General features: G+C 49.4%; 17 protein-coding genes. 12 read left to right on the top strand and 5 right to left on the bottom strand.

Annotation, left to right across the window (positions count from 1 at the left end):
- The first annotated feature begins 19 nt into the window (after positions 1-19).
- The 12 genes from rsmH (at position 20) to ftsZ (ending at position 16,384) form a co-directional block, all read left to right on the top strand.
- Positions 20-973, top strand: coding sequence for a 16S rRNA (cytosine(1402)-N(4))-methyltransferase RsmH (rsmH, locus tag BLS44_RS13730; protein ID WP_090390669.1), 954 nt, complete (start codon positions 20-22; stop codon positions 971-973).
- A gap of 254 nt (positions 974-1,227) precedes the next feature.
- A complete protein-coding gene (locus BLS44_RS13735; protein WP_090390670.1) occupies positions 1,228-1,578 on the top strand; it encodes an FtsL-like putative cell division protein in 351 nt (116 codons plus the stop codon).
- A 6-nt stretch (positions 1,579-1,584) separates the two neighbouring features.
- Positions 1,585-3,717, top strand: coding sequence for a penicillin-binding protein (locus BLS44_RS13740; protein WP_245729214.1), 2,133 nt, complete (start codon positions 1,585-1,587; stop codon positions 3,715-3,717).
- A gap of 9 nt (positions 3,718-3,726) precedes the next feature.
- On the top strand, positions 3,727-5,187 hold the full coding sequence (locus tag BLS44_RS13745) for a UDP-N-acetylmuramoyl-L-alanyl-D-glutamate--2,6-diaminopimelate ligase (protein ID WP_090390671.1): 1,461 nt from the start codon (positions 3,727-3,729) through the stop codon (positions 5,185-5,187).
- Positions 5,188-5,259: 72 nt separating this feature from the next.
- Positions 5,260-6,537: a phospho-N-acetylmuramoyl-pentapeptide-transferase gene (gene mraY / locus BLS44_RS13750; RefSeq protein WP_090390672.1), complete on the top strand. Its 1,278-nt coding sequence runs from the start codon at positions 5,260-5,262 to the stop codon at positions 6,535-6,537.
- 3 nt (positions 6,538-6,540) lie between these two features.
- A complete protein-coding gene (gene murD, locus BLS44_RS13755; protein WP_090390673.1) occupies positions 6,541-7,878 on the top strand; it encodes a UDP-N-acetylmuramoyl-L-alanine--D-glutamate ligase in 1,338 nt (445 codons plus the stop codon).
- Positions 7,879-7,893: 15 nt separating this feature from the next.
- The gene (locus BLS44_RS13760; RefSeq protein WP_090390674.1) at positions 7,894-9,225 is read left to right on the top strand and encodes an FtsW/RodA/SpoVE family cell cycle protein; all 1,332 of its coding nucleotides are present in this window, start codon (positions 7,894-7,896) and stop codon (positions 9,223-9,225) included.
- Positions 9,218-10,306, top strand: coding sequence for an undecaprenyldiphospho-muramoylpentapeptide beta-N-acetylglucosaminyltransferase (gene murG, locus BLS44_RS13765; RefSeq protein ID WP_090390675.1), 1,089 nt, complete (start codon positions 9,218-9,220; stop codon positions 10,304-10,306). Before BLS44_RS13760 ends, murG begins: the two co-directional genes overlap by 8 nt.
- 1 nt (position 10,307) lies before the next feature.
- Complete coding sequence (gene murC, locus BLS44_RS13770; RefSeq protein WP_090390676.1) at positions 10,308-11,696, top strand: UDP-N-acetylmuramate--L-alanine ligase; 1,389 nt, start codon at positions 10,308-10,310, stop codon at positions 11,694-11,696.
- The gene (locus BLS44_RS13775) at positions 11,693-13,003 is read left to right on the top strand and encodes a cell division protein FtsQ/DivIB (protein WP_245729215.1); all 1,311 of its coding nucleotides are present in this window, start codon (positions 11,693-11,695) and stop codon (positions 13,001-13,003) included. The genes murC and BLS44_RS13775 overlap by 4 nt, the downstream gene beginning before the upstream one ends.
- 11 nt (positions 13,004-13,014) lie before the next feature.
- On the top strand, positions 13,015-14,403 hold the full coding sequence (gene ftsA, locus BLS44_RS13780) for a cell division protein FtsA (RefSeq protein ID WP_090390678.1): 1,389 nt from the start codon (positions 13,015-13,017) through the stop codon (positions 14,401-14,403).
- A 79-nt stretch (positions 14,404-14,482) separates the two neighbouring features.
- Positions 14,483-16,384 (top strand): cell division protein FtsZ, encoded by a 1,902-nt coding sequence (ftsZ, locus tag BLS44_RS13785; RefSeq protein WP_090390679.1) that lies wholly within the window; start codon positions 14,483-14,485, stop codon positions 16,382-16,384.
- A gap of 380 nt (positions 16,385-16,764) precedes the next feature.
- On the opposite strand, the gene BLS44_RS26240 is transcribed toward ftsZ, so the two are convergent.
- From BLS44_RS26240 to lnt, 5 genes are all read right to left on the bottom strand, one after another.
- Entirely contained in the window at positions 16,765-17,049 is a 285-nt protein-coding gene (locus tag BLS44_RS26240; protein WP_176954416.1) for a hypothetical protein, read from the bottom strand.
- Between the two features lie 177 nt (positions 17,050-17,226).
- Positions 17,227-18,267: an NAD(P)H-dependent glycerol-3-phosphate dehydrogenase gene (locus tag BLS44_RS13795; RefSeq protein WP_090390681.1), complete on the bottom strand. Its 1,041-nt coding sequence runs from the start codon at positions 18,265-18,267 to the stop codon at positions 17,227-17,229.
- Positions 18,268-18,428: 161 nt separating this feature from the next.
- Positions 18,429-19,187: an SDR family NAD(P)-dependent oxidoreductase gene (locus tag BLS44_RS13800; protein ID WP_090390682.1), complete on the bottom strand. Its 759-nt coding sequence runs from the start codon at positions 19,185-19,187 to the stop codon at positions 18,429-18,431.
- A gap of 50 nt (positions 19,188-19,237) precedes the next feature.
- Entirely contained in the window at positions 19,238-20,038 is an 801-nt protein-coding gene (locus tag BLS44_RS13805) for an alpha/beta fold hydrolase (RefSeq protein ID WP_090390683.1), read from the bottom strand.
- Entirely contained in the window at positions 20,038-21,633 is a 1,596-nt protein-coding gene (lnt, locus tag BLS44_RS13810; protein ID WP_090390684.1) for an apolipoprotein N-acyltransferase, read from the bottom strand. Before lnt ends, BLS44_RS13805 begins: the two co-directional genes overlap by 1 nt.
- Positions 21,634-21,830: the final 197 nt, after the last annotated feature.

Here is a 21,830-nt window from a genome sequence, read left to right on the forward strand (position 1 = left end):
GTTTTAAAGTTGACAGGTTATGACAAAGAATAAAAATGTAAGAACGCCTATCAATTTGTCAACTGACCAGCACGACTCCTATCACATTCCTGTATTACTGCATGAAACCATCGCGGGGCTCGATATTAAACCCGGCGGCACTTATGTGGATGCCACTTTTGGTGGCGGTGGTCACTCGGCGGCCCTTTTACAGCAACTGGGGAAAAACGGGCGGCTGGTGGCATTTGACCAGGACGCTGATGCAGTTCAGAATATACCGGATGATCCGCGGGTGCTGTTCATTCCGCAGAATTTCCGGCACCTGAAACGTTTTCTCCGTCTTCATGATATCCATGAGGTTGACGGGGTGCTTGCCGACCTGGGTGTAAGCAGCCATCAGTTTGATGAGGCGGAACGGGGGTTCAGTATCCGGTTCAATGCCGACATGGACATGCGGATGGACCGCCGGCAGCCGGTAACAGCTTTTGACATCCTGCAAACCTATACGGAACTGCAGTTGCACAAGTTGTTTGAAAAATACGGAGAGGTTACCAATGCCCGCACGCTTGCCCGCACCATTGTTGAAGTAAGAGGCCAGGTATCGCTAAAAACCATTGATGCCTTTAAAAATGCGTTGCGACCGGTGGTAAAAGGGAACCCGAACAAATATTTTGCCCAGGTTTTTCAGGCTCTGCGTATTGAAGTGAACCAGGAGCTGGAGGCGCTGAAAGAACTGCTGGAACAGGCAAAAGAAGTAGTAAAACCGGGCGGTCGTATTGCGGTCATCACTTTTCATTCGCTGGAAGACCGGTTGGTAAAACAGTTTTTCAGGGATGGGAGTTTTGAAGAAAAAGAAGAAAACCCGTTTGTGCAGCACACCACCGAAAAAGTGTTCCGGCTCATTACCCGTAAGCCGGTAACCGCCGGTGCGGAAGAGCTGAAGAATAATTCAAGATCAAGAAGTGCAAAGCTGCGGGTGGCCGAGCGGGTTTGAGGTTTGACGCCGTTTCATCTCACTTCTCACTGCTAACCGGCGGATTTGAAGTTTGATGTTTCAGGGTTGAGTTTAAGGTTGACACTGTTCCATTTCACTTCTCACTGACTACTGACGGGTGAAGGAGATTGAACATTGTTTAACACAGCATCTGATAACTGATAGCTGAAACCTGATAGCTCATAACTGGTTCAGGCCCTGAAGGGAGTGACACAAGGAAGATCATAGAAGTACAAAAGCTGAAAAAATAAAAATTGACAGAAAAGAAAGAAAAAGAATCCAGGTGGAACTGGAAGAAGTTGCTGAATTACCAGTCCATTGTAAAGCAGGTGCCCTTCCTGTTTTACCTGGCTTTTTTGGCGGTCGTTTACATTTATAACGGGCATATGGCCGATAAAACGGTTCGTAAGATCAATGCTACGGCAAAAGAGGTAAAGGAGCTCCAATGGGAATACAAGAGTCTGAAGAGCGAGGTGATGTTCCGCAGTAAGCCCAGCGAACTGGCAAAGGCATTACAGCCGCTTGGGTTGAACGAGCTACAGGAGTCGCCTTATGTGTTGAAGGATTCACTGGAAGAATATATGCAAACCATACATAAATATTAAGAGGCATTGGAGATCAAGAAAGACATATTGTGGCGGGTGTATCTCTGTTTTATAGGGATCGTGCTGCTTTGTATACTGGTACTGGGACGGGCTACCGTTATCCAGCAGGTGCAGGGGGCGCACTGGCGGAGCATGGGCGATAGTATGCACCAGAAGATCGTAGAGATCAACGCTGACCGGGGCACCATCTTTAGTGAGGACGGGCAGATGCTCAGCACTTCCCTGCCGCAGTTTGATATATATATGGACTTTATGGCTGAGGGGCTGCGCCTGAAGGATGGAAAAGTATATAAAGAAAACATCGATTCTTTTGCAACAGCCATGGCTGATTATTTTAAAGACAAAACGGCCAGGCAATACAGGAAGGAATTTGATGAGGCGTATAAAAAAGGAAGTCGCTACTATTCGCTGAAAAAGAAGATCTCCTTTGAAGATTATAAAACATTGCGTGGCTTTCCGCTGATCCGTTTGGGAAAGAATAAAAGCGGCATCATTGTGGAAGAGACCAGTAAACGGATCGCTCCTTTTGGGTTGCTGGCCAACCGGACCATCGGGCTCAGCCGCGAATATGTGAACAGCGAGGGAAAGGTAAAAAAGATGAACGTGGGCCTGGAGATGAGCTATGATAGCCTGCTGAACGGTCAGAACGGCCAGCGGGTAGTGCGCTATATCTCCGGCGGAGCAGTACCGGTGGAAGGCTTTCAGGTAGAACCGGAAGACGGAAGGGATATTTACACAACCCTGGATGTGAACATGCAGGATATTGCCGAAACGGCATTGTTGCGGATGTTACAGTCGATCCATGCAGAATATGGCACTGCCATCTTAATGGAAACCCAAACGGGCAAGATAAAGGCTATTGCCAACCTGGGCCGGAACGCAAATGACACTACCTACTGGGAAAATGATAATTACGCGCTGCGGGTAACAGAGCCCGGCTCCACGGTTAAAATAGCTACGTTCCTGGCGGCATTGGATAAAGGCACTTCAAAACCCGGAGACCTGTTTGAGGTAGGGGGCGCCGCCCGCATGCAGGTAGGGCCGCGGATCGTTACAGATGCCCATGCTATGCCCAGGCCGGTATTGACGATCGAGGAATGCATTGCGCACAGTTCCAATATCGGGATGGGAAAAGTGGGGATGAAAGCCTTTGGGAAGGACCCGGAAGAATTTAAACAATACCTGGCCAAATACCACCTGGATAAGAAATCGACGATTGATCTGAGTGCTGTTCCTGCGCCCAGTATTGCCCCGTTGCAAAAGGATCATGGCGGGCTGATGAACCTGATCACTATGAGCTTTGGCTATGCGATACAGATCAGCCCTATGCAATTATTGACATTGTACAATGCCATTGCCAATAACGGGAAGATGGTTAGCCCCTACCTGGTGAACAGCATCCGGAATAAAGGAGTGGTTGTAAAACAGATGGAGCCCCGGGTACTGGAGGAGGAAATAGCAAAACCTTCTACAATAAAGGCCGCAAAAAAAAGCCTGGAACTGGTGGTTACCGAAGGATCCGGTAAAAAAGTATTTGAAGGGGTACCTTTTAAGATTGCCGGCAAAACGGGAACGGCGCATGTGGCCGACGGAAATACCAAGTACGGCCACGGCATTTACCAGGCTTCTTTTGCCGGTTATTTCCCGGCAGAGCATCCCCAGTATACCTGTATTGTGGTGATCCGGACCCGGGCCGGTGCAGGTTTGTATTATGGCGGGCAGCTGGCGGCCCCGGTATTCCGGGAGATCGCTACAAAAGTATACTCCATGTATGTGGAGCGTAAGACCCCCAAAAGCTATGAAGGTACAAAGGACAGCACCAGCTACTTTTATGCGGGCAGCGCAAAGGCGATCAAGAATGTGCTGGGGATCCTGAATGTACCCTTTGTAGATTCGCTGGAGGCCAGCCGTTGGGCAACGATGTATGCGAAAAAATTTAAGCCGGTGATCGCCGGTAACATGGTGCGTACCAACGTTATGCCCAGTGTAAAGGGTATGGGGCTCAGGGACGCGATCCATCTGCTGGAACAGATGGGGCTGCGCGTGAAGATACAGGGTAACGGAAAGGTACAGGGGCAGTCGATTGCCCCGGGATCTTCTTTTGCAAAAGGACAGGCAGTGATTTTAAATCTGGCATAAATAAAACAGGTGCAGTTACAGGATATATTATATAAGACCCCATTGCAGGCCGTACAGGGCAGTACGGCTGTGGATGTAAATGCGGTAGCCATCGACTCCCGGAATATAAAGCCCGGGGCGGTTTTTGTGGCGGTGCGGGGCGGATCCGACGGGCACCGGTTCATTGACAATGCTGTTCAGAACGGCGCCGTTGCAGTGGTTTGTGAAACCCTTCCGGAACAGCGGAGCCCGGGTGTTGTATATGTACAGGTGGCGGATAGTGCGGCTGCGGCCGGTATTATAGCCCATAATTTTTATGGGCAGCCCTCTGCGCGGCTGAAACTGGTGGGTGTAACAGGTACTAATGGAAAAACGACCATTGCAACCCTGCTGTACCAGTTGTTCAGCAGCCTGGGTTTTGCCTGCGGTTTGATCAGCACGGTTCAGAACCGTATTGGTGCGGCAACGCTTGAGGCCACGCATACCACGCCGGACCCGGTAAGCCTGAACGCCCTGTTGGGCAGGATGGTAGAGGAGGGCTGCGACTATGCATTTATGGAAGTGAGCTCACATGCCATTCACCAGCACCGCATCGGGGGGCTGCAGTTTGCAGGAGCGCTCTTCAGCAACATTACACATGATCACCTTGATTATCATAAAACTTTTGATGAATACATCCGGGTAAAAAAATCCTTCTTTGATCAATTGCCGAAGGAGGCATTTGCTCTGACCAATGTGGATGACAGGCGGGGCATGGTGATGGTACAAAATACCCGGGCTTCCGTAAAGACCTACAGCCTGAGAACCACCAGCGATTTCAAGGGAAAAATCCTGGATAACAGTATCATGGGCCTACACATGATGGTGGACGAGCAGGAAGTGCATTTTCGCCTGATCGGTGAGTTTAATGCCTATAACCTTCTGGCAGTATATGGCGCGGCGGTTTGCCTGGGGGAGGACAAGGTAGCCGTGCTGCAGGCCCTGAGCGTTCTGAATGGTGCCGCCGGAAGGTTTGAATACCTGATCTCCCCCCGGTCGAATGTGATCGGGATCGTGGACTATGCACACACACCGGATGCATTGCTGAACGTGCTGGCAACTATTAAGAAATTAAGAAAAGGGTTTGAGCAGATTATTACGGTAGTTGGCTGCGGGGGCAACAGGGACAGGACCAAACGGCCGGTAATGGCAGAGGTGGCCTGCGAGTATAGCGATAAGGTCATTTTTACCAGTGATAATCCGAGAAATGAGGATCCGCAGGAGATCATAAAAGATATGGAGGCCGGTGTGCCTGCGGGCAGCAGGAGAAAATGCCTGTCCATCACAGACAGAAGAGAAGCGATCAAAACCGCGATCAGTCTTGCCAGCCCATCAGATATTGTGCTGGTGGCAGGCAAGGGGCATGAGACCTACCAGGAGGCAAGCGGGGTAAGGACCCACTTTGATGACCGGGAGGTATTACGGGAGGTTTTTGAGTTGTTGGAGAAGTAAGTGGAACAGTTAAAGGGTTTGTGTTGGACATTGACCCGTTTTCGAACAAACAAATTAGCACATTAATTAAGTATGTTATATCATTTATTTGAGTGGTTTAAGCAAAACGGCATCAACTTTCCCGGTCGGAACCTGATGGAGTTTATCACATTCCGGGTGATGATGGCGGTGTTGCTGGCGCTTACCATCACTTTGATATTTGGTAAACGGCTTATTAATATGCTGCGCCGCAAGCTGGTGGGCGAATCTGTAAGGGACCTGGGCCTGGCCGGTGAGCAGGCAAAAAAGGGAACGCCCACCATGGGTGGTGTGATCATTATCCTTGGTATCCTGGTGCCCACCCTGCTCTTTGCCCGGCTGAATACCGTTTATATCCTGCTGATGTTGTTTGCAACGATCTGGCTGGGAGCGATCGGTTTCCTGGATGACTACCTGAAGCTAAGGGCCAAGCGTATTGCCCGTGAAAAAGGAGAGGCCTATAAGAAGCAGGATAAAGACGGCCTGGCGGGATGGTTTAAGATCTTTGGACAGGTAGTGCTGGGTATTACCGTAGGCTCCGTATTATACTTTAACAGTAATGTGAAGATCTGGCGGGAATATATAGGAACCCCCGATGCCGCTCAGACGGAAGTGATTACCAAAACCGTGAACAACCGGACCAAGCATTTTGTAGCCACCAAAGCGCCCATTACCACCATCCCGTTTGTGAAGAACCATGAACTTGACTACGCTATTTTTTTACCCAAGGCGCTGAAGGACTACGCATGGGTGTTGTATATACTGATCGTGGTCTTTATCATTACGGCGGTGTCCAATGGCGCCAATATCACCGATGGGCTGGATGGGCTGGCTACGGGCACTTCCGCGCTGATTGGTGTGTTGCTGGGGATCTTCGCCTACGCCAGCGGAAACTTCAATTTTGCGGATTACCTGAATATTATGTATATCCCCAACCTGGGTGAGTTGTCTATTTTCCTGGCGGCCATGATCGGGGCCTGTGTGGGCTTCCTCTGGTATAATTCTTACCCGGCCCAGGTGTTTATGGGCGATACCGGCAGTTTAACGCTGGGAGGGATCATTGCGTCCATCGCTATTATTGTTCATAAGGAATTGCTGATCCCGATCTTCTGCGGGGTGTTCTTTGTGGAATTGCTGAGCGTAACATTGCAGGTAACCTATTTCAAATATACCAAGAAGAAGTATGGAGAGGGGCGCAGGATCTTCCTGATGAGCCCGCTGCACCATCATTACCAGAAACTGGGTTATCATGAAGCAAAGATCGTAACAAGGTTCTGGATCGTGCAGATCTTATTGGTGGTAGTATGTATTGTAACCCTAAAGCTGCGGTAAGCAATGGCAAAAAAACTGGTTATACTGGGCGGTGGTGAAAGCGGTGTGGGAGCAGCGTTGCTTGCGAAACAGCAGGGGTATGCCGTTTTTTTATCCGATGGTGGTTCTTTGAAGGAAATATACCGCAGCGAACTGCAGCAGGCTGGCATCGAATGGGAGGAAGGCGGACATACCGAAGAACGGGTGCTGGCTGCGGATGAAGTGGTAAAAAGCCCCGGTATACCGGAGAAGAATGAACTGGTAAAAAAAATAAGGGCCGGCGCCATCCCGGTGATCAGCGAAATAGAGCTGGCTTACCGGTTTGCGGGCAATAGCCGGATCATTGCCATCACGGGAAGCAACGGAAAAACAACCACCACTTCACTGATCCACCATATCTGCCGGGTAGGAGGGCTGGATGCTGCGCTGGTGGGTAACATCGGCACCTCTTTTGCAAAACAGGTGGCCATTGACCCCAGGCCGGTTTATGTAGTGGAAGTAAGCAGTTTTCAGCTGGATGATATTGACAGGTTCCGGCCGCATATAGCCGTGCTGACCAATATTACAGAGGATCACCTGGATCGCTATGAATACAAATTCGAAAATTATATAAAGAGCAAGTTCCGCATTGTAAAGAACCAGCTGGAAACAGATTATTTCATATACAACGCAGATGACCCGGTAACCAAGGAATCAACAGACAAATTCAATATTCAATCAATTCAACTACCGATTAGCATGGAAAGAGAAAATAACGCGGCTTTTATCAAGGATGGCGATATGTATGTAAGAACGGGTGAAGATTTCATGAATATGAGTATTTATGACTTTACACTAAAAGGTAAACACAACCAGTATAACACTATGGCGGCATGCGTTACAGCAGCAACAATGGATATCCGGAAAGAAAAGATCCGGGAAGCGGTACAGACGTTTCAGAACCTGGAGCATCGCATGGAGCATGTAGCCACCATCAGGGGGGTTGAATTCATCAACGATAGCAAGGCCACAAATGTGAACTCCACCTGGTATGCGCTGGAAAGTATGGAAAAGCCCACCGTGCTTATATTGGGCGGTGTGGATAAGGGAAATGATTATGCATTGATGGAAGAACTTGTAAAAGAAAAGGTAAAAGCCATCATTTGCCTGGGTGTGGACAATACAAAGATCCATGCGGCGTTTAAGGAAAGCGTGCCGGTGATCATTGATACGGCCAGCGCGGCAGAGGCTGTGGGCGCTGCTTTTGCCCATGCAGAAAAAGGTGATGTGGTATTATTGAGCCCTGCCTGTGCCAGCTTTGACCTGTTTAAGAATTATGAAGACCGGGGTACGCAGTTCAAGCGTGCCGTAATTGAATTATAAAATTGCATTTGGCAAATGGATACAACCGCGGAAATAGCAACGGAAGAAAAAGCAGCCGTTAGCAGGAGCTGGAAGGGTGGGCTGGATCAGCATGCCCGGGGCGATAAAGTGATCTGGGCGCTGGTGGTACTGCTTACGCTGGTATCCCTGCTGGCGGTATACAGCGCCACCGGTTCCCTCGCATATAAAAATTATAAGGGAAACACGGAGTTCTTTCTGTTTAAACAGGTGTTTTTTATCCTGGCGGGGTTTGCTACGGTTTATTTTGCGCACCGGGTCAACTATACCATCTACTCAAAAGTAGCGCGGATCCTTTTTATACTCAGTATCCCGCTGCTGGCTTATACCTTATTCTTCGGGGTAAAAATGAATGAAGGCAGCCGGTGGATCCGGGTGCCGCTCATCAATATGACCATGCAGACCTCCGACCTGGCAAAGCTGGCGTTGTTTATGTACCTGGCGCGTTTGCTGAGCAGGAAACAACAGGTGATCAAGAGTTTTAAAAAAGGATTTCTGCCGGTTGTCATCCCCATCGGGATCACCTGTTTGCTGATTGCACCGGCCAATTTATCAACCGCCCTGTTGCTGGGCGCCAGCTGCATGATGTTATTGTTCATCGGCCGGGCAAGTGTAAAGCACCTGTTGCTGGTAGTAGGCCTGGCATTGATACCGATGATCATGCTGGTTATGGCGGCCATGGTACGGCACAAGAGCGGCAAAGATATTGACACCACAGAAACCACACAGGCTGTAAAAAAAGCCACCGGCGGACTGACCACAAGGGTGGATACCTGGATCGGGCGTGTTGAAAATTTTATTTACGGAGGCAAGGAAGCGGACAATGATGAAATGTACCAGGTAAACCAGGCCAAGATCGCTATTGCAAAAGGCGGCTTTGTGGGTGTGGGACCGGGTAACAGCACTACAAGAGATTATCTTCCCCAGGCATATAATGATTTCATCTTTGCCATTATTATTGAAGAGTATGGACTGATCGGTGGGGCGTTTATTCTTTTCATTTATATCGTATTCCTGTATCGCTGCATACGGATCTTTAAGAGATGTCCGTTTGCCTTTGGAGCCTTCCTGGCGCTGGGGCTGAGTTTTACCCTGGCCATTCAGGCGGTGGCCAATATGGCGGTAACGGTAAACCTGTTCCCTGTAACCGGGGTAACCCTGCCGCTGGTAAGTATGGGCGGGTCCAGTTTCCTGTTTACCTGCCTGGCCATTGGAATTATTTTGAGCGTATCCCGGAACGTGGAAAACCTGGACCGGCCCCGGCCGGCAGTGGAGGAAGCCCCGGAAGAAGTAGTGGAAGTAGCTATTGCAGAAAAAACAGATGCATAAGAAATTGATCATAGCAGGTGGTGGAACGGGGGGACATATTTTCCCTGCCATTGCCATTGCCAATGCCCTGCAGCGGAAAGATCCGTCGATACAGATCCTGTTTGTAGGCGCAAAGGGGAAAATGGAAATGGAGAAAGTGCCCCAGGCCGGCTATGCTATCGAGGGATTGGATATAGCGGGGTTTAACCGCAGCTCTTTGATAAAAAATATAGCCTTGCCGTTCAAGCTGGTGAAGAGCTTCTTCCAGGTGAGAAAGATCTTTAAAGCCTTCCGGCCGGATGCAGTCATTGGCGTGGGGGGATATTCTACCTTCCCGGTATTGAAATACGCCCAGTCTAAAAGGATCCCCACATTTATTCATGAATCCAATTCATTTGCCGGTAAGGCCAATATCCTGTTGGGTAAAAATGCTACAAAAGTATTTACGGCAACGGACGGTATGGAAAAATTCTTCCCGGCCGACCGGATCCTGATCACCGGTAACCCCGTGCGGCAGTCTATTGCAACCATGAACATCAGCCGGGAGACGGCATTACAGTACTTTTCATTGTCGCCGGATAAGATCACCGTGCTGGTGGTAGGGGGCAGCCTGGGGGCACGCTCTGTTAATGAAGCTGTGGCAGCCCATGTGGATGAACTGCTGAAGGCAGGACTGCAGCTGATCTGGCAAACAGGGAAAACATTGTCGAAAGAAGCCATGGAGATCGCTGTAGCGCATAAGGAGATATGGGCAAATGAATTTATAACGGAAATGCAGTATGCCTATGCGGCAGCCGATATCATCATGGCGAGGGCCGGTGCTATGACCGTTGCGGAGATCTGTGTGGCACAAAAGCCCGTCATCTTTGTGCCGTACCCTTTTGCAACGGAGGATCATCAGACAGTGAATGCGCTGCAGCTGGTGAACAAAGGCGCAGCCTGGCTGGTAAAGGATGAGGCGGCAAAGGATACGGCCATTGGCAAGGTGATCGAACTGGCAAAGGATGAAGCTACCCGCAAGTATATGAGCGGGGTGCTGGCAACATTGTCGGTTACCGATGCAGACGAGCGGGTTGCCAACGAAATTTTAAAAACCATATAACGTGCAGGAAAAGAAAATAGAAACTATAAAACGGGTGTACTTCATCGGGATCGGGGGGATTGGAATGAGTGCCCTTGCACGTTATTTTCATTCAAAGGGCATCGCTGTAAGCGGGTACGATAAAACGGAAACGGCCTTGACAAAGGCCCTGGTAAACGAGGGCATACCGGTACATTATGAAGACAACCCGGAACGGGCGCCCCGGGATGCAGACTGGATCGTGTTTACGCCCGCGATACCGGCGGATCATCAGGAGCTGAACAATTATAAGACCGGCGGATACCCGGTAATGAAGCGGAGTGAAGTATTACAAAAGATAACAGAAAGTTCTTTCAATATATGTGTGGCAGGCACGCATGGTAAAACGACGACCACTACCATGATCGCGCATTTACTGCGCGACAGCGGGTATGGATGCAATGCCTTTCTTGGCGGTATTTCGGCCAACTACGATACCAATTTCTGGAGCAGCGAAAAGGATGTTTGTGTGATTGAAGCGGATGAATACGACCGCAGCTTTTTAAAGCTCAGCCCGGATATTGCCGTAGTGACCGCCATTGATCCGGACCACCTGGATATTTATGGTTCTGCAGAGCAGGTGCGGCAGGCCTTTGCCGATTTTGCACAGCGGTTAAAAAGAGGAGGGCTGCTGATCCGGAAGCTTGGTATTGGCCGGGAATTGAAGGCCGAGCGGATGTGGCAGTACAGTTTGCAAAACGATAGCGCCAATATTTATGCGGCCAATATCAAAATACAGGATGGCGGGTATGTATTTGATGTAGTGCTGCCGGCGCAGCTGATAGAGGGGCTGCAGCTGAACATGGGCGGCATGCATAATATTGAGAACATGGTAGCCGCAATTGCAGTGGCAGGCTCTTTAAATATTGACCCGGAAAAGATAAGAACAGCAGTAGCGTCGTTCAAAGGGGTAAAGCGCCGGTTTGAATACATCATCAAAGAAAAAAACCTTGTTTTTATCGATGATTATGCACATCACCCGGAGGAGTTGAAGGCGTTGATAAATAGTGTAAAAACCCTGTTTCCTCAAAAGAAATGTACGTTAATTTTCCAGCCGCATTTGTACAGCCGTACAAAGGATTTTGCCCAGGATTTTGCTGCTGTTTTGAGCACGGTAAACAGGACGGTTTTACTGCCTGTTTATCCTGCGCGGGAACAACCGATACCCGGAGTCGAAAGCAATACCATTGCTGAATTGATGGAGGGGGCAGATCCTGTGCTGATGACAAAGGAGGCATTGCTGAAATGGGTGGAAGATGATTTTTCAAAAAACAGGGAACAGGAGTTTGGCGAAGTGATCATTACGGCAGGAGCCGGTGATATTGATAAGATGGTGGCACCTGTAAAAGATCGTTTATTAAATAGAAAGTGAGCAGGAAAAGAGCTATAAAAAGAATGTTGCTGACACTCATGTGGCTGGGTGTGGGGGCCGGTATGTTTACACTGATCGCTGCTGCCATGCGTGCGCAGGATGGAAGCAACTGCAGGGGATACGAGATCCATATCCGCGGAGCGCAGGGCGGGGGAAGTTTGTTTACTTCCGAAGAGCAGATCGTAAAGCTTTTGAAAGAAGCTTCGGGAGGGACCATAAAGGGGCAACGGAAAAGTGGCTTTAACCTCCCCCGTATTGAAGACCTGCTGGAGCAGAGCGCCTGGGTATACAATGCAGAACTGTATTTTGATAATAAGGATATCCTCCGGGTGAACGTTACGGAACGCAAACCACTGGCGCGGGTATTTACGGCTAACGGCCAGTCGTTCTATATGGATGAGGCAGGAAAGCAGATCCCTCTTTCGGATAAGACCTCTCTGGATGTTCCGGTGTTTACCGGTTATCCGAATCCGAAAGTTATGAAGGCAGCGGATAGCACGCTGCTTGAAAATATGATCGCTGCAGCCTCTTTTATTAACACCGATTCTTTCTGGGTATCCCAGGTGTCGCAGATCGATATCCGCAAATGCGGCAGCGACTGCTGGAATATGGAAATGATACCGGTAGTGGGGAATCACCGGGTTGACCTGGGCGATGGCAGCGATATTGCCTCCAAATTTCACCGCCTGTACCTGTTTTATGACCAGGTACTGAAGCGGACCGGCTTTGATAAGTATAAGCGGATCGATGTGCAGTACAACGGACAGGTAGTGGGGGTCAGAGGAGATGACTCGAAGCTGGATTCATTACAGTTTCGCAAAAATATTGAGGAGTTGCTGCAGCAGTCGCGCAAGGCCAATGACCTGATAGAGGTGGCACAGGTAGTACCGGGCCTCCGTTTGCCGGCTGCCGATACTTCTGCCGATGCAGCGGGGCTGTATGCATTGCCGGTCAGTGATGAGGAGGGGGCAGATACCCTGGCGGCAATGGCCGGAAAAGATGACGTAAAGCCAGCGGCACTCCCTGCTGCCGTTCCCGCAGCTGTAAAAAAAGTGGCCGGTCCAAAAGTTCCTGCTGCCAAAAAAGAAACGCACAGGAACAGCGCAGATCCGAAACCGGCAGCAAAAACAGGGGGAAAGCAGCCTGTTAAAAAAGACATTTCCCGCAAACCCGTATCGAAAGCTGCGGATAACAAAAAAACAACAGCCAGGGACAAGGCCGTTATAAAAAAGACAGCACCGTCAAAGCAAAAAAGCGCTGAGAAAAAAGTTGCAACAAAGAAAACATCCGCTAAAAAGAACAACTAAAAACGAAATATATGAATCCTGAACAACCCATTATCGTAGGACTGGACATTGGAACCACCAAGATTGCTGTTATTGCCGGGCGCAAAAACGAATTTGGAAAACTGGAAATCCTTGGCTTTGGTAAAGCAAACTCCAACGGGGTAAAACATGGCCAGGTTTTGAATATCGATGAAACGATCAAGGCTATTAAAATGGCGTTGGAGAACTGTTTATCGTTAAACCCGAACCTGAATATCGGCGAGGTCTATGTAGGTATTGCCGGTCATCACATAAAAAGTTTACAGACCCGCGGCGATATCGTGCGCGAGAGCGAGGAAGAAGAGATCTCGCAGGCGGAGGTGGATCTGCTGATCAGCAAGCAGTATAAAACCTATATTCCTGCAGGTGACCAGATCATTGATGTGATCCCCCAGGAATATACGATTGATAACATGCCCAATATTGTACGGCCGATCGGATACAGCGGCGTAAAACTGGGGGCCAACTTCCATATCATTACCGGCGATAAGAACGCCATCCGGAATATTAACCGCAGTGTGGAAAAAGCAGGCTTATACACCAAAGACCTCGTATTGCAGCCGCTGGCATCTGCCGCAGCAGTAATGGGTCAGGAGGACCTGGAAGCAGGCGTGGCCATTGTGGATATTGGCGGAGGTACTACCGACCTGGCCGTTTTCGCAGACGGTGTATTGCGTCATACGGCTGTGATCCCTTTTGCCGGAGAAAATATCACCAATGATATTAAAACCGGTTTGGGCGTATTAAAAAGCCAGGCAGAACAAATGAAGACCCAGTTTGGAAGCGCCCTGGCCAATGAAGCAAAGGCCAATGCTTACATTACCATACCGGGGTTACGCGGAATGCCCGCAAAAGAGATCAGTGTCAAGAACCTGGCCAATATCATCCAGGCCCGGATGAGCGAGATCCTGGACTTTGTAACCTACCACCTGAAACAGATCGGTATGGACAACCGCCAGTTAAATGGGGGGATCGTGCTGACCGGTGGCGGATCCCAGCTGCGCCACCTGATCCAGTTGACCGAATATGTTACTGGCCTGCCGGCGCGGATCGGTCTGCCCAATGAGCACCTGGCAGCGGGGCATATCGAAGAACTGGCTAAACCCACCTACTCTACCTGTCTGGGGCTGATCCTTAAAGGCTATGATGATTTTGAAAACAACCGGAAGGTGTTTGAAAAAAGTTTCATCAATATTCCTGTGCCACAGGACCTGATCAAGCAGGGAGCACCTGCCGCAGGTATGGAAGCTGAAGTACTGGTGGCGGAAGAAAATGTGGCGGCGGCTACTGTAGAAAAAAGACAACCCCTGAAAAATTTCTGGGACAAATTTAAAAATGGCATCATCGATATCTTCAAGGAAGAAGAAGACGGCCATTTATAAGCACAACAACAAACAACAACTATAATTAACCCATTTACAAACAGGTTTTCATGGAAGGGAAACCACAAATTTTTAAAAGATGATACATTTTGATCTACCTAAAGAACAGTCCTCGATCATCAAAGTGATCGGAGTAGGTGGCGGCGGCGGTAATGCTGTTAACCACATGTTCAGTCAAAACATCGACGGAGTAAACTTCATTATTTGTAACACAGATGCCCAGGCACTTTCAAACAGCCAGATCCCGAACCGGATCCAGCTTGGCCCGCAGCTTACATCCGGACTGGGAGCCGGTGCCAACCCCGAGATCGGCCGCCAGGCAACCGAGGAGTCGCTGGAGGAGATCAAGCGTATCGTGGAAGTAAATACTAAGATGGCATTCATTACGGCCGGAATGGGTGGAGGTACCGGAACCGGTGGTGCTCCGATCATCGCAAAGATCTGTAAGGATCTTGGGGTGCTTACGGTTGGGATTGTGACCATGCCCTTTGCTTATGAGGGTAAAAAACGCCATAAGCAGGCAGAGGAAGGGATCAAGATCCTGAAGCAATATGTAGATACCCTGCTGGTGATCAGCAACGATAAATTGCGGCACCAGTTCGGCAACCTGAAAATGCGCGAAGCTTTTGAAAAAGCAGATAATGTTCTGGCAACCGCAGCAAAATGTATTACTGATGTGATCAACAGCACCGGGCAGATCAACGTAGACTTTGCGGATGTATGCACGGTGATGAAGAACGGCGGGGTTGCTATTTTGGGTAGCGCTACCTCTTCCGGCGAAAACCGTGCGCAGCGCGCGATTGAAGAGGCGCTGAACTCTCCGTTGCTGAATGACAATGATATTCGCGGGGCTAAATGGATCCTGATCAATATCAATTCTGCAGAAGGCGATTCGGAATTTACGATGGACGAAGTGGAAGTGATCCAGGCTCATTTATTAAGCCAGGCCGGGGAAAACACCGATGTGATCCTGGGTCTCGGTTACGATAATTCACTGGGTGATGAGATCGGTATTACACTGATCGCAACCGGTTTTGAAAATAAAGACCCGTTCGTAAAACCGGTTTTGAAAAAAGAAGAACAGGACGAAGGAAAGATCGTAATGACCCTGACACCACAGGAAAACACCGCACCGAAGATCGCTCCCAGAGTAGAAGCTCCGGAAGTAGCGGAACATGAGCTGAAAGAAGCCGAAAAAAGCCTGGGATTGCAGGTGGATCCCATGATGCCCAAGCTGGTGGACGAGCCGCAGTTTTTTGATGCACCCATGCCAACGCTGGAAGATATGGCAGACCTGGGTTTTGGGAAAGAGACTGCTGATGTGCACTACACTTTGTCGGCAGAGGACAATGAAAAAATAGGAGCGACAGCCGAACCGGAAGTGGTTAAGGAAGTGACCGTGGAGATTGTGGCAGAAGAGGAGCAGGCGTTCCTTTCCCCCGCAATGCCCAGCGAAGACCGGGTCCTGGAGCAGCCGGTGGCAGCCACCGGACCCGAACAGGATCATTCTGCAGGGGTAGGTATACGCAGCTACCTGGCCAAGCCTTCTAATATTTATGCCGAGCCCAAAAGAGAAGAGCCTGTAGCAAATACGCCGGTATCCAATCCTGTTGAAGAAAAAATGGAGCTGGTGGAAAAAACAGACCTGCAGCGGGACGAGGTTGCAATGCCGGTGAACCATTTCGAAAAAGAAAAACCCGTGCAATTACAATTGAGCCCGGAGGAAGAAATGCAATTGCAGAAACGCAAACAGGTAGAGCGGCTGCAAAAGCTACGCAACCTTTCTTTTAATGTGAACGGCAGTGATCCCAACAACGAATATGAAACGGTACCGGCCTATATCCGCCGTAACATGGAATTGCAGGACAACTCCAATCATATCGAAAGCTACTATAGTAAGTTTGAAGTGAGCTCCGATGATAAAAATCAGGGTCAGATCAATACCATTAACACCTTCCTGGATGGTAAAAAACCAGACTGATTCCTGTGAAAATTCAATCCCGTTGTAATACGGGAGCGGAGTTTGGGTGTATAGTTTATAGTTGTGGCCCCGGTAGTTATCTGCCGGGGCTTATTGCTTTAAGAAATAAAATAAGCAATGAAGCATATTCAATTTGAAAAGGAAATGAGATCCCGCAAGCAATACGGATCTAACCAATGTTAATGGTCAATAGTCAATGGTCGATGGTTTCCCGAACATTCGGGCGCATTCCGGGATTGATTCCTTATTTAGTATTTTATCTTTCACGGGTCCGGAGAATGACCACTATTTTATGATGGGGCTCCTTTGACTATTGACCTGCTCAAAACGGCTTCTTGTCCATTGTCTAATATCTAACGTCTAACATCTCATCCGGTATTTTATCTTTCACCGGCCCGCTCTTTTACCTCCCTGGCCACAAATTCTTCGATCTCTTCAAAAAGCGTCCGGTCCCGGGGTTGTCCTTTCGTGGCTTCTTCAAATTTATCGGTCAGCTCGCGGGCCAGCTGGTACAATTCTTCCGTGGCGCTGCGGTTCAGCATTTCGCTGAAACTTTTATGCTGGCTGGGCTCTTCAATATCCCGCAGGTAACAAAGAGCTTCCACAACCTCAAAATGGGTTTTCTGCCAGGAGTCAAAACCGTTTGGAAATACCGTCATAGACATATGCAAAACATTAAAATAAACAATCGGATGCTTTGCCAATATAATGAAAATCGCGCAGTTTGCCAAGGCCTGGGGGATTGCCACTGAAGCACGGATACTTTTAGGTTTCCATTGCGATATATGCCCGGAAAAGGGAATAAGAAAAGCAATATTTCTGAGCCTCAGTGGCAAAAAGAATCAGATAAGAAAACCTTCAATTTTTTCGAACCCTTTTGCAGGGGGTAAGCCCTCCCATAGGATGTTGTAGATCGTTTCGGCGATCGGCATTTCCGCTTTCAGCGACCTGTTGGTATTATAAATACATTTGGCCGCATTATAGCCCTCGGCTACCATGCGCAGTTCCAGTTGTGCTGCCTGCACGCTGTATCCTTTCCCGATCATGTTGCCAAAAGTACGGTTCCGGCTGTGCAGCGAGTAGCAGGTTACGAGAAGATCCCCCAGGTATACGGAAGCCGAATAATTGGCGTATTTTTTTTCAGGGTCATCAACATCGGTATGCTCCCCTACCACGATGTGTTCTGCCCCGAATTTTCTTAAAAAGCCGGCCATTTCATCCGCACTGTTGGCAATATATACGCTCTGGAAATTATCACCGTAATCCAGCCCGTGTGCAATACCGGCCCCCAGTGCATAAATGTTTTTTAATACTGCGGCATATTGCACCCCCAGGATATCGGTATTGACCACCGTATTGATAAATGGTGATTTGAAATGCCCGGCAATCTTTGCAGACATGAGCTCATCCACACCGGAAAACGTAAGATAAGAGAGCTTTTCAGCTGCTACTTCTTCTGCATGGCAGGGGCCCAGCACGGCAAAATAGTCTTTCAGGGAAACATCAAAATACCGTTCAAGGTATTCATTCAGCAGGATGTTCTCCCCGGGAAGGATGCCTTTTATGGCAGAGAGGATCTTTTTGCCTTTGAGCGCACCGGGGCCCAGCTCCTGCAGGCTTTCCGCCACGTAGGCAGAGGGCATGGCAAGAATGAGCACTTCCGAGCGTTCAATGACCGCAGGCAGATCTGTTGTTAAATACAGGGATCTTGTATTGAGTACAGCGGATGTAAGGTGTTTGGGATTGTGATGCCGCTGCTTGATAAACCCGATCGCTGTTTCACTGCGCAGGCACCAGTTTACCTTATGCCCGTTATCGGTTAATATTTTTACCAGCGCTGTTGCCCAGCTGCCACTGCCCGCTACACCAAATTTGATTGCCAATAGAATAAATGTTTAATATGCAAAGGTACTGAATGCTGGGGAAGTGTTTCCGTCAGACCTGTTAACGTTTTAGGTCCGGCGCGGTTTCATGCCGGATGGGCATCGCACTAATACCTGGTAACGGACTGATATCCGAAAGCCGACGGTTTCCGGCTAAAGTCTTATTCCCGGTCGTAATAAAAACAGTCGGCCTGCTGTGTGCAGCTGATCACCAGGTCGTTGATACAAACATGATCCGGAAGCGTGGTACAGTAAAAAATAGTTTCCGCTACATCGGCGGCAACCAGGGGGATCAACCCGTCATATACCTTATCGGCGACAATACGGTTTCCTTTAAAGCGGACCATAGAGAACTCTGTATCCGCCGCCCCGGGGTGAATGGCGGTTACCTTAATATGGTGGGGCAGCAGGTCGATGCGCATGGCCCGGGAGAGCGCGTCTACGGCATGTTTGGTGGCGCAATACATATTGCCCTGGCTGTACACCTGTTTGGCTGCCACGGATCCCAGGTTAATGATATGTCCGCGCTTGTGCGGGATCATCAGCCGGGAGATGGCCTGGGCCACATAGGCAAATCCCTTCAGGTTGGTATCCACCATGGTATCCCAGTCGTCCAGGCTGGCTTTGTCAAAGTCGTCTTTTCCTGCAGCCAGGCCCGCATTGTTGATCAATACGTCGATCCGTTTCCATGCATCGGGCAGCGTGCTGATGGACGCGGCCACCTGCCCGCGATCCCGCACATCGAATGTAAGGGGCAACACCTCAACAGCGTGTGCGGTGGCCAGCGATTCCGCCAGTTGCTCCAGGCGCTCCTTTCTCCGGCCGGTAATGATAACGTTATAGTGGTTAGCCGCAAATTTCTTTGCGCAGGCCTCACCAAAGCCAGCCGTTGCGCCTGTTATAAAAACGGTTTTATTCATATTTGTTGGTTTATACCTGCACGATCCGCTCCCTATTCACTATTGCCTCTTCACTGCTTCAGCTCCATCAGGAACGCTTCAATGGCCGCATTGGCCTTCCCCGCTTCTTCCAGCATGCCCATATGACCGGATTGATGCAGGATGTGAATGCAGGAGACCCTGGGCATGGACGCCTGCTTGAGGATATCTTCAAAAGAGATGACCGAATCCTGTTCACCGATAATGAATAATACGGGCAACTCGGTCTTTGAGAACAGGTCGATCCGTTCAGGCCTTGCGATCATGGCTTCATAATAGCTTTTTAAAGCCGTTTTTGAGAAAGAAGGAAGCGCAGCGGTAAAATTTTTAACAAGATCAGGATCCGTATTTTTTGTACGTTCCGAAAATAAGTTGGGGATCGTTGTTTTCAGAAAGGCATCAGCCCCGTTCTTTTCAATAAATACAATGCCTTTGCGCCGTGTTTCTTTTTTTTCTTCTGTGTCGGCTGCGCCGGTGGAGTGAAACAGGCCAAAACCGTCCAGCAAATGGGAATAGCGTTCTGCAAAAGCCAGCGTGGCATATCCTCCCATACTATGCCCGATCAGCACTACTGATTCAAGTTCTTCCGCATCTATGATCTGCCGGACCATATCGGCAATACCTTCCATGCTGACATCATCGGTCAGTTCGGACTGGCCGCTTCCGGGAATGTCCGGTACGATCACCTGGTAGTTGTGCCGCAGGTATTCGACCTGGTTGTCCCAAACCGTGCCGTCCTCGCCAAAGCCATGCAGCAGCACCACCGGGCGTCCGATCCCTTCAACGGTGTAATGGATAATGCTGTCATTAATATGGATTGTTTTTGTACCCATCAGGAAGTTTTTTGAGTGGATTGTCTTTTTCGAAAAAATGTTTTATAAAGAAGGAACAATAAGAATGCCAGGGCTGCTATTGCGGCCATGCAAAAAAGCCAGTCTCCGTGCCGGGTATAAAAAGTTTCTGATACAAAGGCCGCAACCGTCTGTTTCAGCACTCCCTTCCGGTTCCAGGGGAGCTGTTGTATGATATTGCCGTACGGGTCAATAAAACAGCTGATACCGGTATTGGCACTGCGGGCCACCCATTTGCGGCTTTCAATAGCACGCAGGCGTGCATATTGCATGTGTTGCCGGTAGCCGGGAGTGTTGCCCCACCATCCGTCATTGGTGATCACGCAGATCAGGTTGGCGCCTTTCTGGTTGAACGTTGACAGATACCCCCCGTAAATGCTTTCATAGCAAATGGCAGGTGTAATATTGAAAGTATGGTTGGCTGTTTGCAGCACCCGCCCGGTTGTATCGCGGGCGTAGCCTCCCATAGTACCTCCGAATTTTTCAAACAGGGGCCCCATAAAACCAAGAAAGGCGGGCAGGACTTCCGGTCCCGGCACCAGCTTTGATTTATGGTAGATCTGTATTGTAGCGCTGTCAAAGAGAGCGGCGCTGTTATATCCTTCAACAAAGCCGCCATCCGGAAGCTTCTGGGCATACCGGCTAACCCGTGTGGGAAACAACCTGCGGCCTTCAAGACCTGTCAGCAGGTTCATATGCGGGTAATCCCTCAAAAATGCCCAGAGCGGCGTCAGGAACCGGTTTTCTTTCAGCTGGTCTTCCAGTACAGCATAGGGAACCGCGGTTTCCGGCCATACGACCAGCGCGGTGTTAGCGTCCATTTGTTTTTGCGATAAAGCAATGAGTTCCTGCAGCTGCATTTCCTCCTTTCCCGCGGCAAACTTGGTGTCCCATGGATCATAGTTAGGCTGGACGATTACAACATTGTATTTATTATGTTCGAGCGTCAGGTTTTGTTTGGTGAGTACAGAAAGGATGACGGGTACCCCTAAGGTAAGCACCCAGGCGGCAGCCAGCTTAAAATAACCCGGGCTACGGCCCTCTTCCTGGTAGCGGAGGAATACGTTGTGCACAAGCACATTGCTGAGCAGGATCCAGAGGCTGCCACCGGCAACGCCGGTATATTCATACCATTGTACCCAGTTGGGATGCAGGGCAAAAGCATTTCCAAGGGTAAGCCAGGGCCAGCTCAGCTCCCAGTTCAGGTGCATCCATTCAAAGGTCATCCAGTAAACGATCAGGGACAGCCCGGCAATAAGCCGGTTCAGAAATTTCCGGGTAAAAAAGTAAGCCAGCCAGGGAAGACACATGATAAGGCTGTTGGCAAGGAAGGCGCTGATCCCGCCGGGAATGCTGGCTTTGGTTATCCACCAGGTAGTAAGTATATTCCAGATCAGTAAACTGATATAGGATAACCCAAAGAATCTTTTCCAGGAGCTGGTTGTTTCCGCCAGGTGCAGCAGGGGCACCCAGGCAACAAAGAGCAGCAACGTAAGAGGAGAAGAAGGCCAGCCGGCCCATAGTAAAACACCACCCAGCAGGGCTACCCATAAACCGGAACTGTTCTTTACATTCATGTACCTGTACTTAGGACCCAAATGTAACACGCTTTTGGCAATTAGCCATCAGTGGTCAGCCATCAGCTTTTTTATCAGCGCTCAGGGATCAGCGGTAGAATATTAATGACAGCAGTTTCAAAATTTGTTTAAGGCTTAATGTTCAAGGTTTGACGTCAGGTCCATTTTACACTTGCAAGATCAACTGAAAGCAGATC

Origin of the sequence: Niabella drilacis (assembly GCF_900101395.1) — a bacterium.
GTDB lineage: Bacteria > Bacteroidota > Bacteroidia > Chitinophagales > Chitinophagaceae > Niabella > Niabella drilacis.

What these genes read in the sequence shown, in the direction of transcription:
- lnt (WP_090390684.1), bottom strand. Translation starts at nt 21,633, where the DNA reads ATGAATGTAAAGAACAGTTCCGGTTTATGGGTAGCCCTGCTGGGTGGT.
- ftsA (WP_090390678.1), top strand. Translation starts at nt 13,015, where the DNA reads ATGAATCCTGAACAACCCATTATCGTAGGACTGGACATTGGAACCACC.
- BLS44_RS13800 (WP_090390682.1), bottom strand. Translation starts at nt 19,187, where the DNA reads ATGAATAAAACCGTTTTTATAACAGGCGCAACGGCTGGCTTTGGTGAG.
- BLS44_RS13805 (WP_090390683.1), bottom strand. Translation starts at nt 20,038, where the DNA reads ATGGGTACAAAAACAATCCATATTAATGACAGCATTATCCATTACACC.
- rsmH (WP_090390669.1), top strand. Translation starts at nt 20, where the DNA reads ATGACAAAGAATAAAAATGTAAGAACGCCTATCAATTTGTCAACTGAC.
- mraY (WP_090390672.1), top strand. Translation starts at nt 5,260, where the DNA reads ATGTTATATCATTTATTTGAGTGGTTTAAGCAAAACGGCATCAACTTT.
- murG (WP_090390675.1), top strand. Translation starts at nt 9,218, where the DNA reads ATGCATAAGAAATTGATCATAGCAGGTGGTGGAACGGGGGGACATATT.
- ftsZ (WP_090390679.1), top strand. Translation starts at nt 14,483, where the DNA reads ATGATACATTTTGATCTACCTAAAGAACAGTCCTCGATCATCAAAGTG.
- BLS44_RS26240 (WP_176954416.1), bottom strand. Translation starts at nt 17,049, where the DNA reads ATGTCTATGACGGTATTTCCAAACGGTTTTGACTCCTGGCAGAAAACC.
- murD (WP_090390673.1), top strand. Translation starts at nt 6,541, where the DNA reads ATGGCAAAAAAACTGGTTATACTGGGCGGTGGTGAAAGCGGTGTGGGA.
- BLS44_RS13760 (WP_090390674.1), top strand. Translation starts at nt 7,894, where the DNA reads ATGGATACAACCGCGGAAATAGCAACGGAAGAAAAAGCAGCCGTTAGC.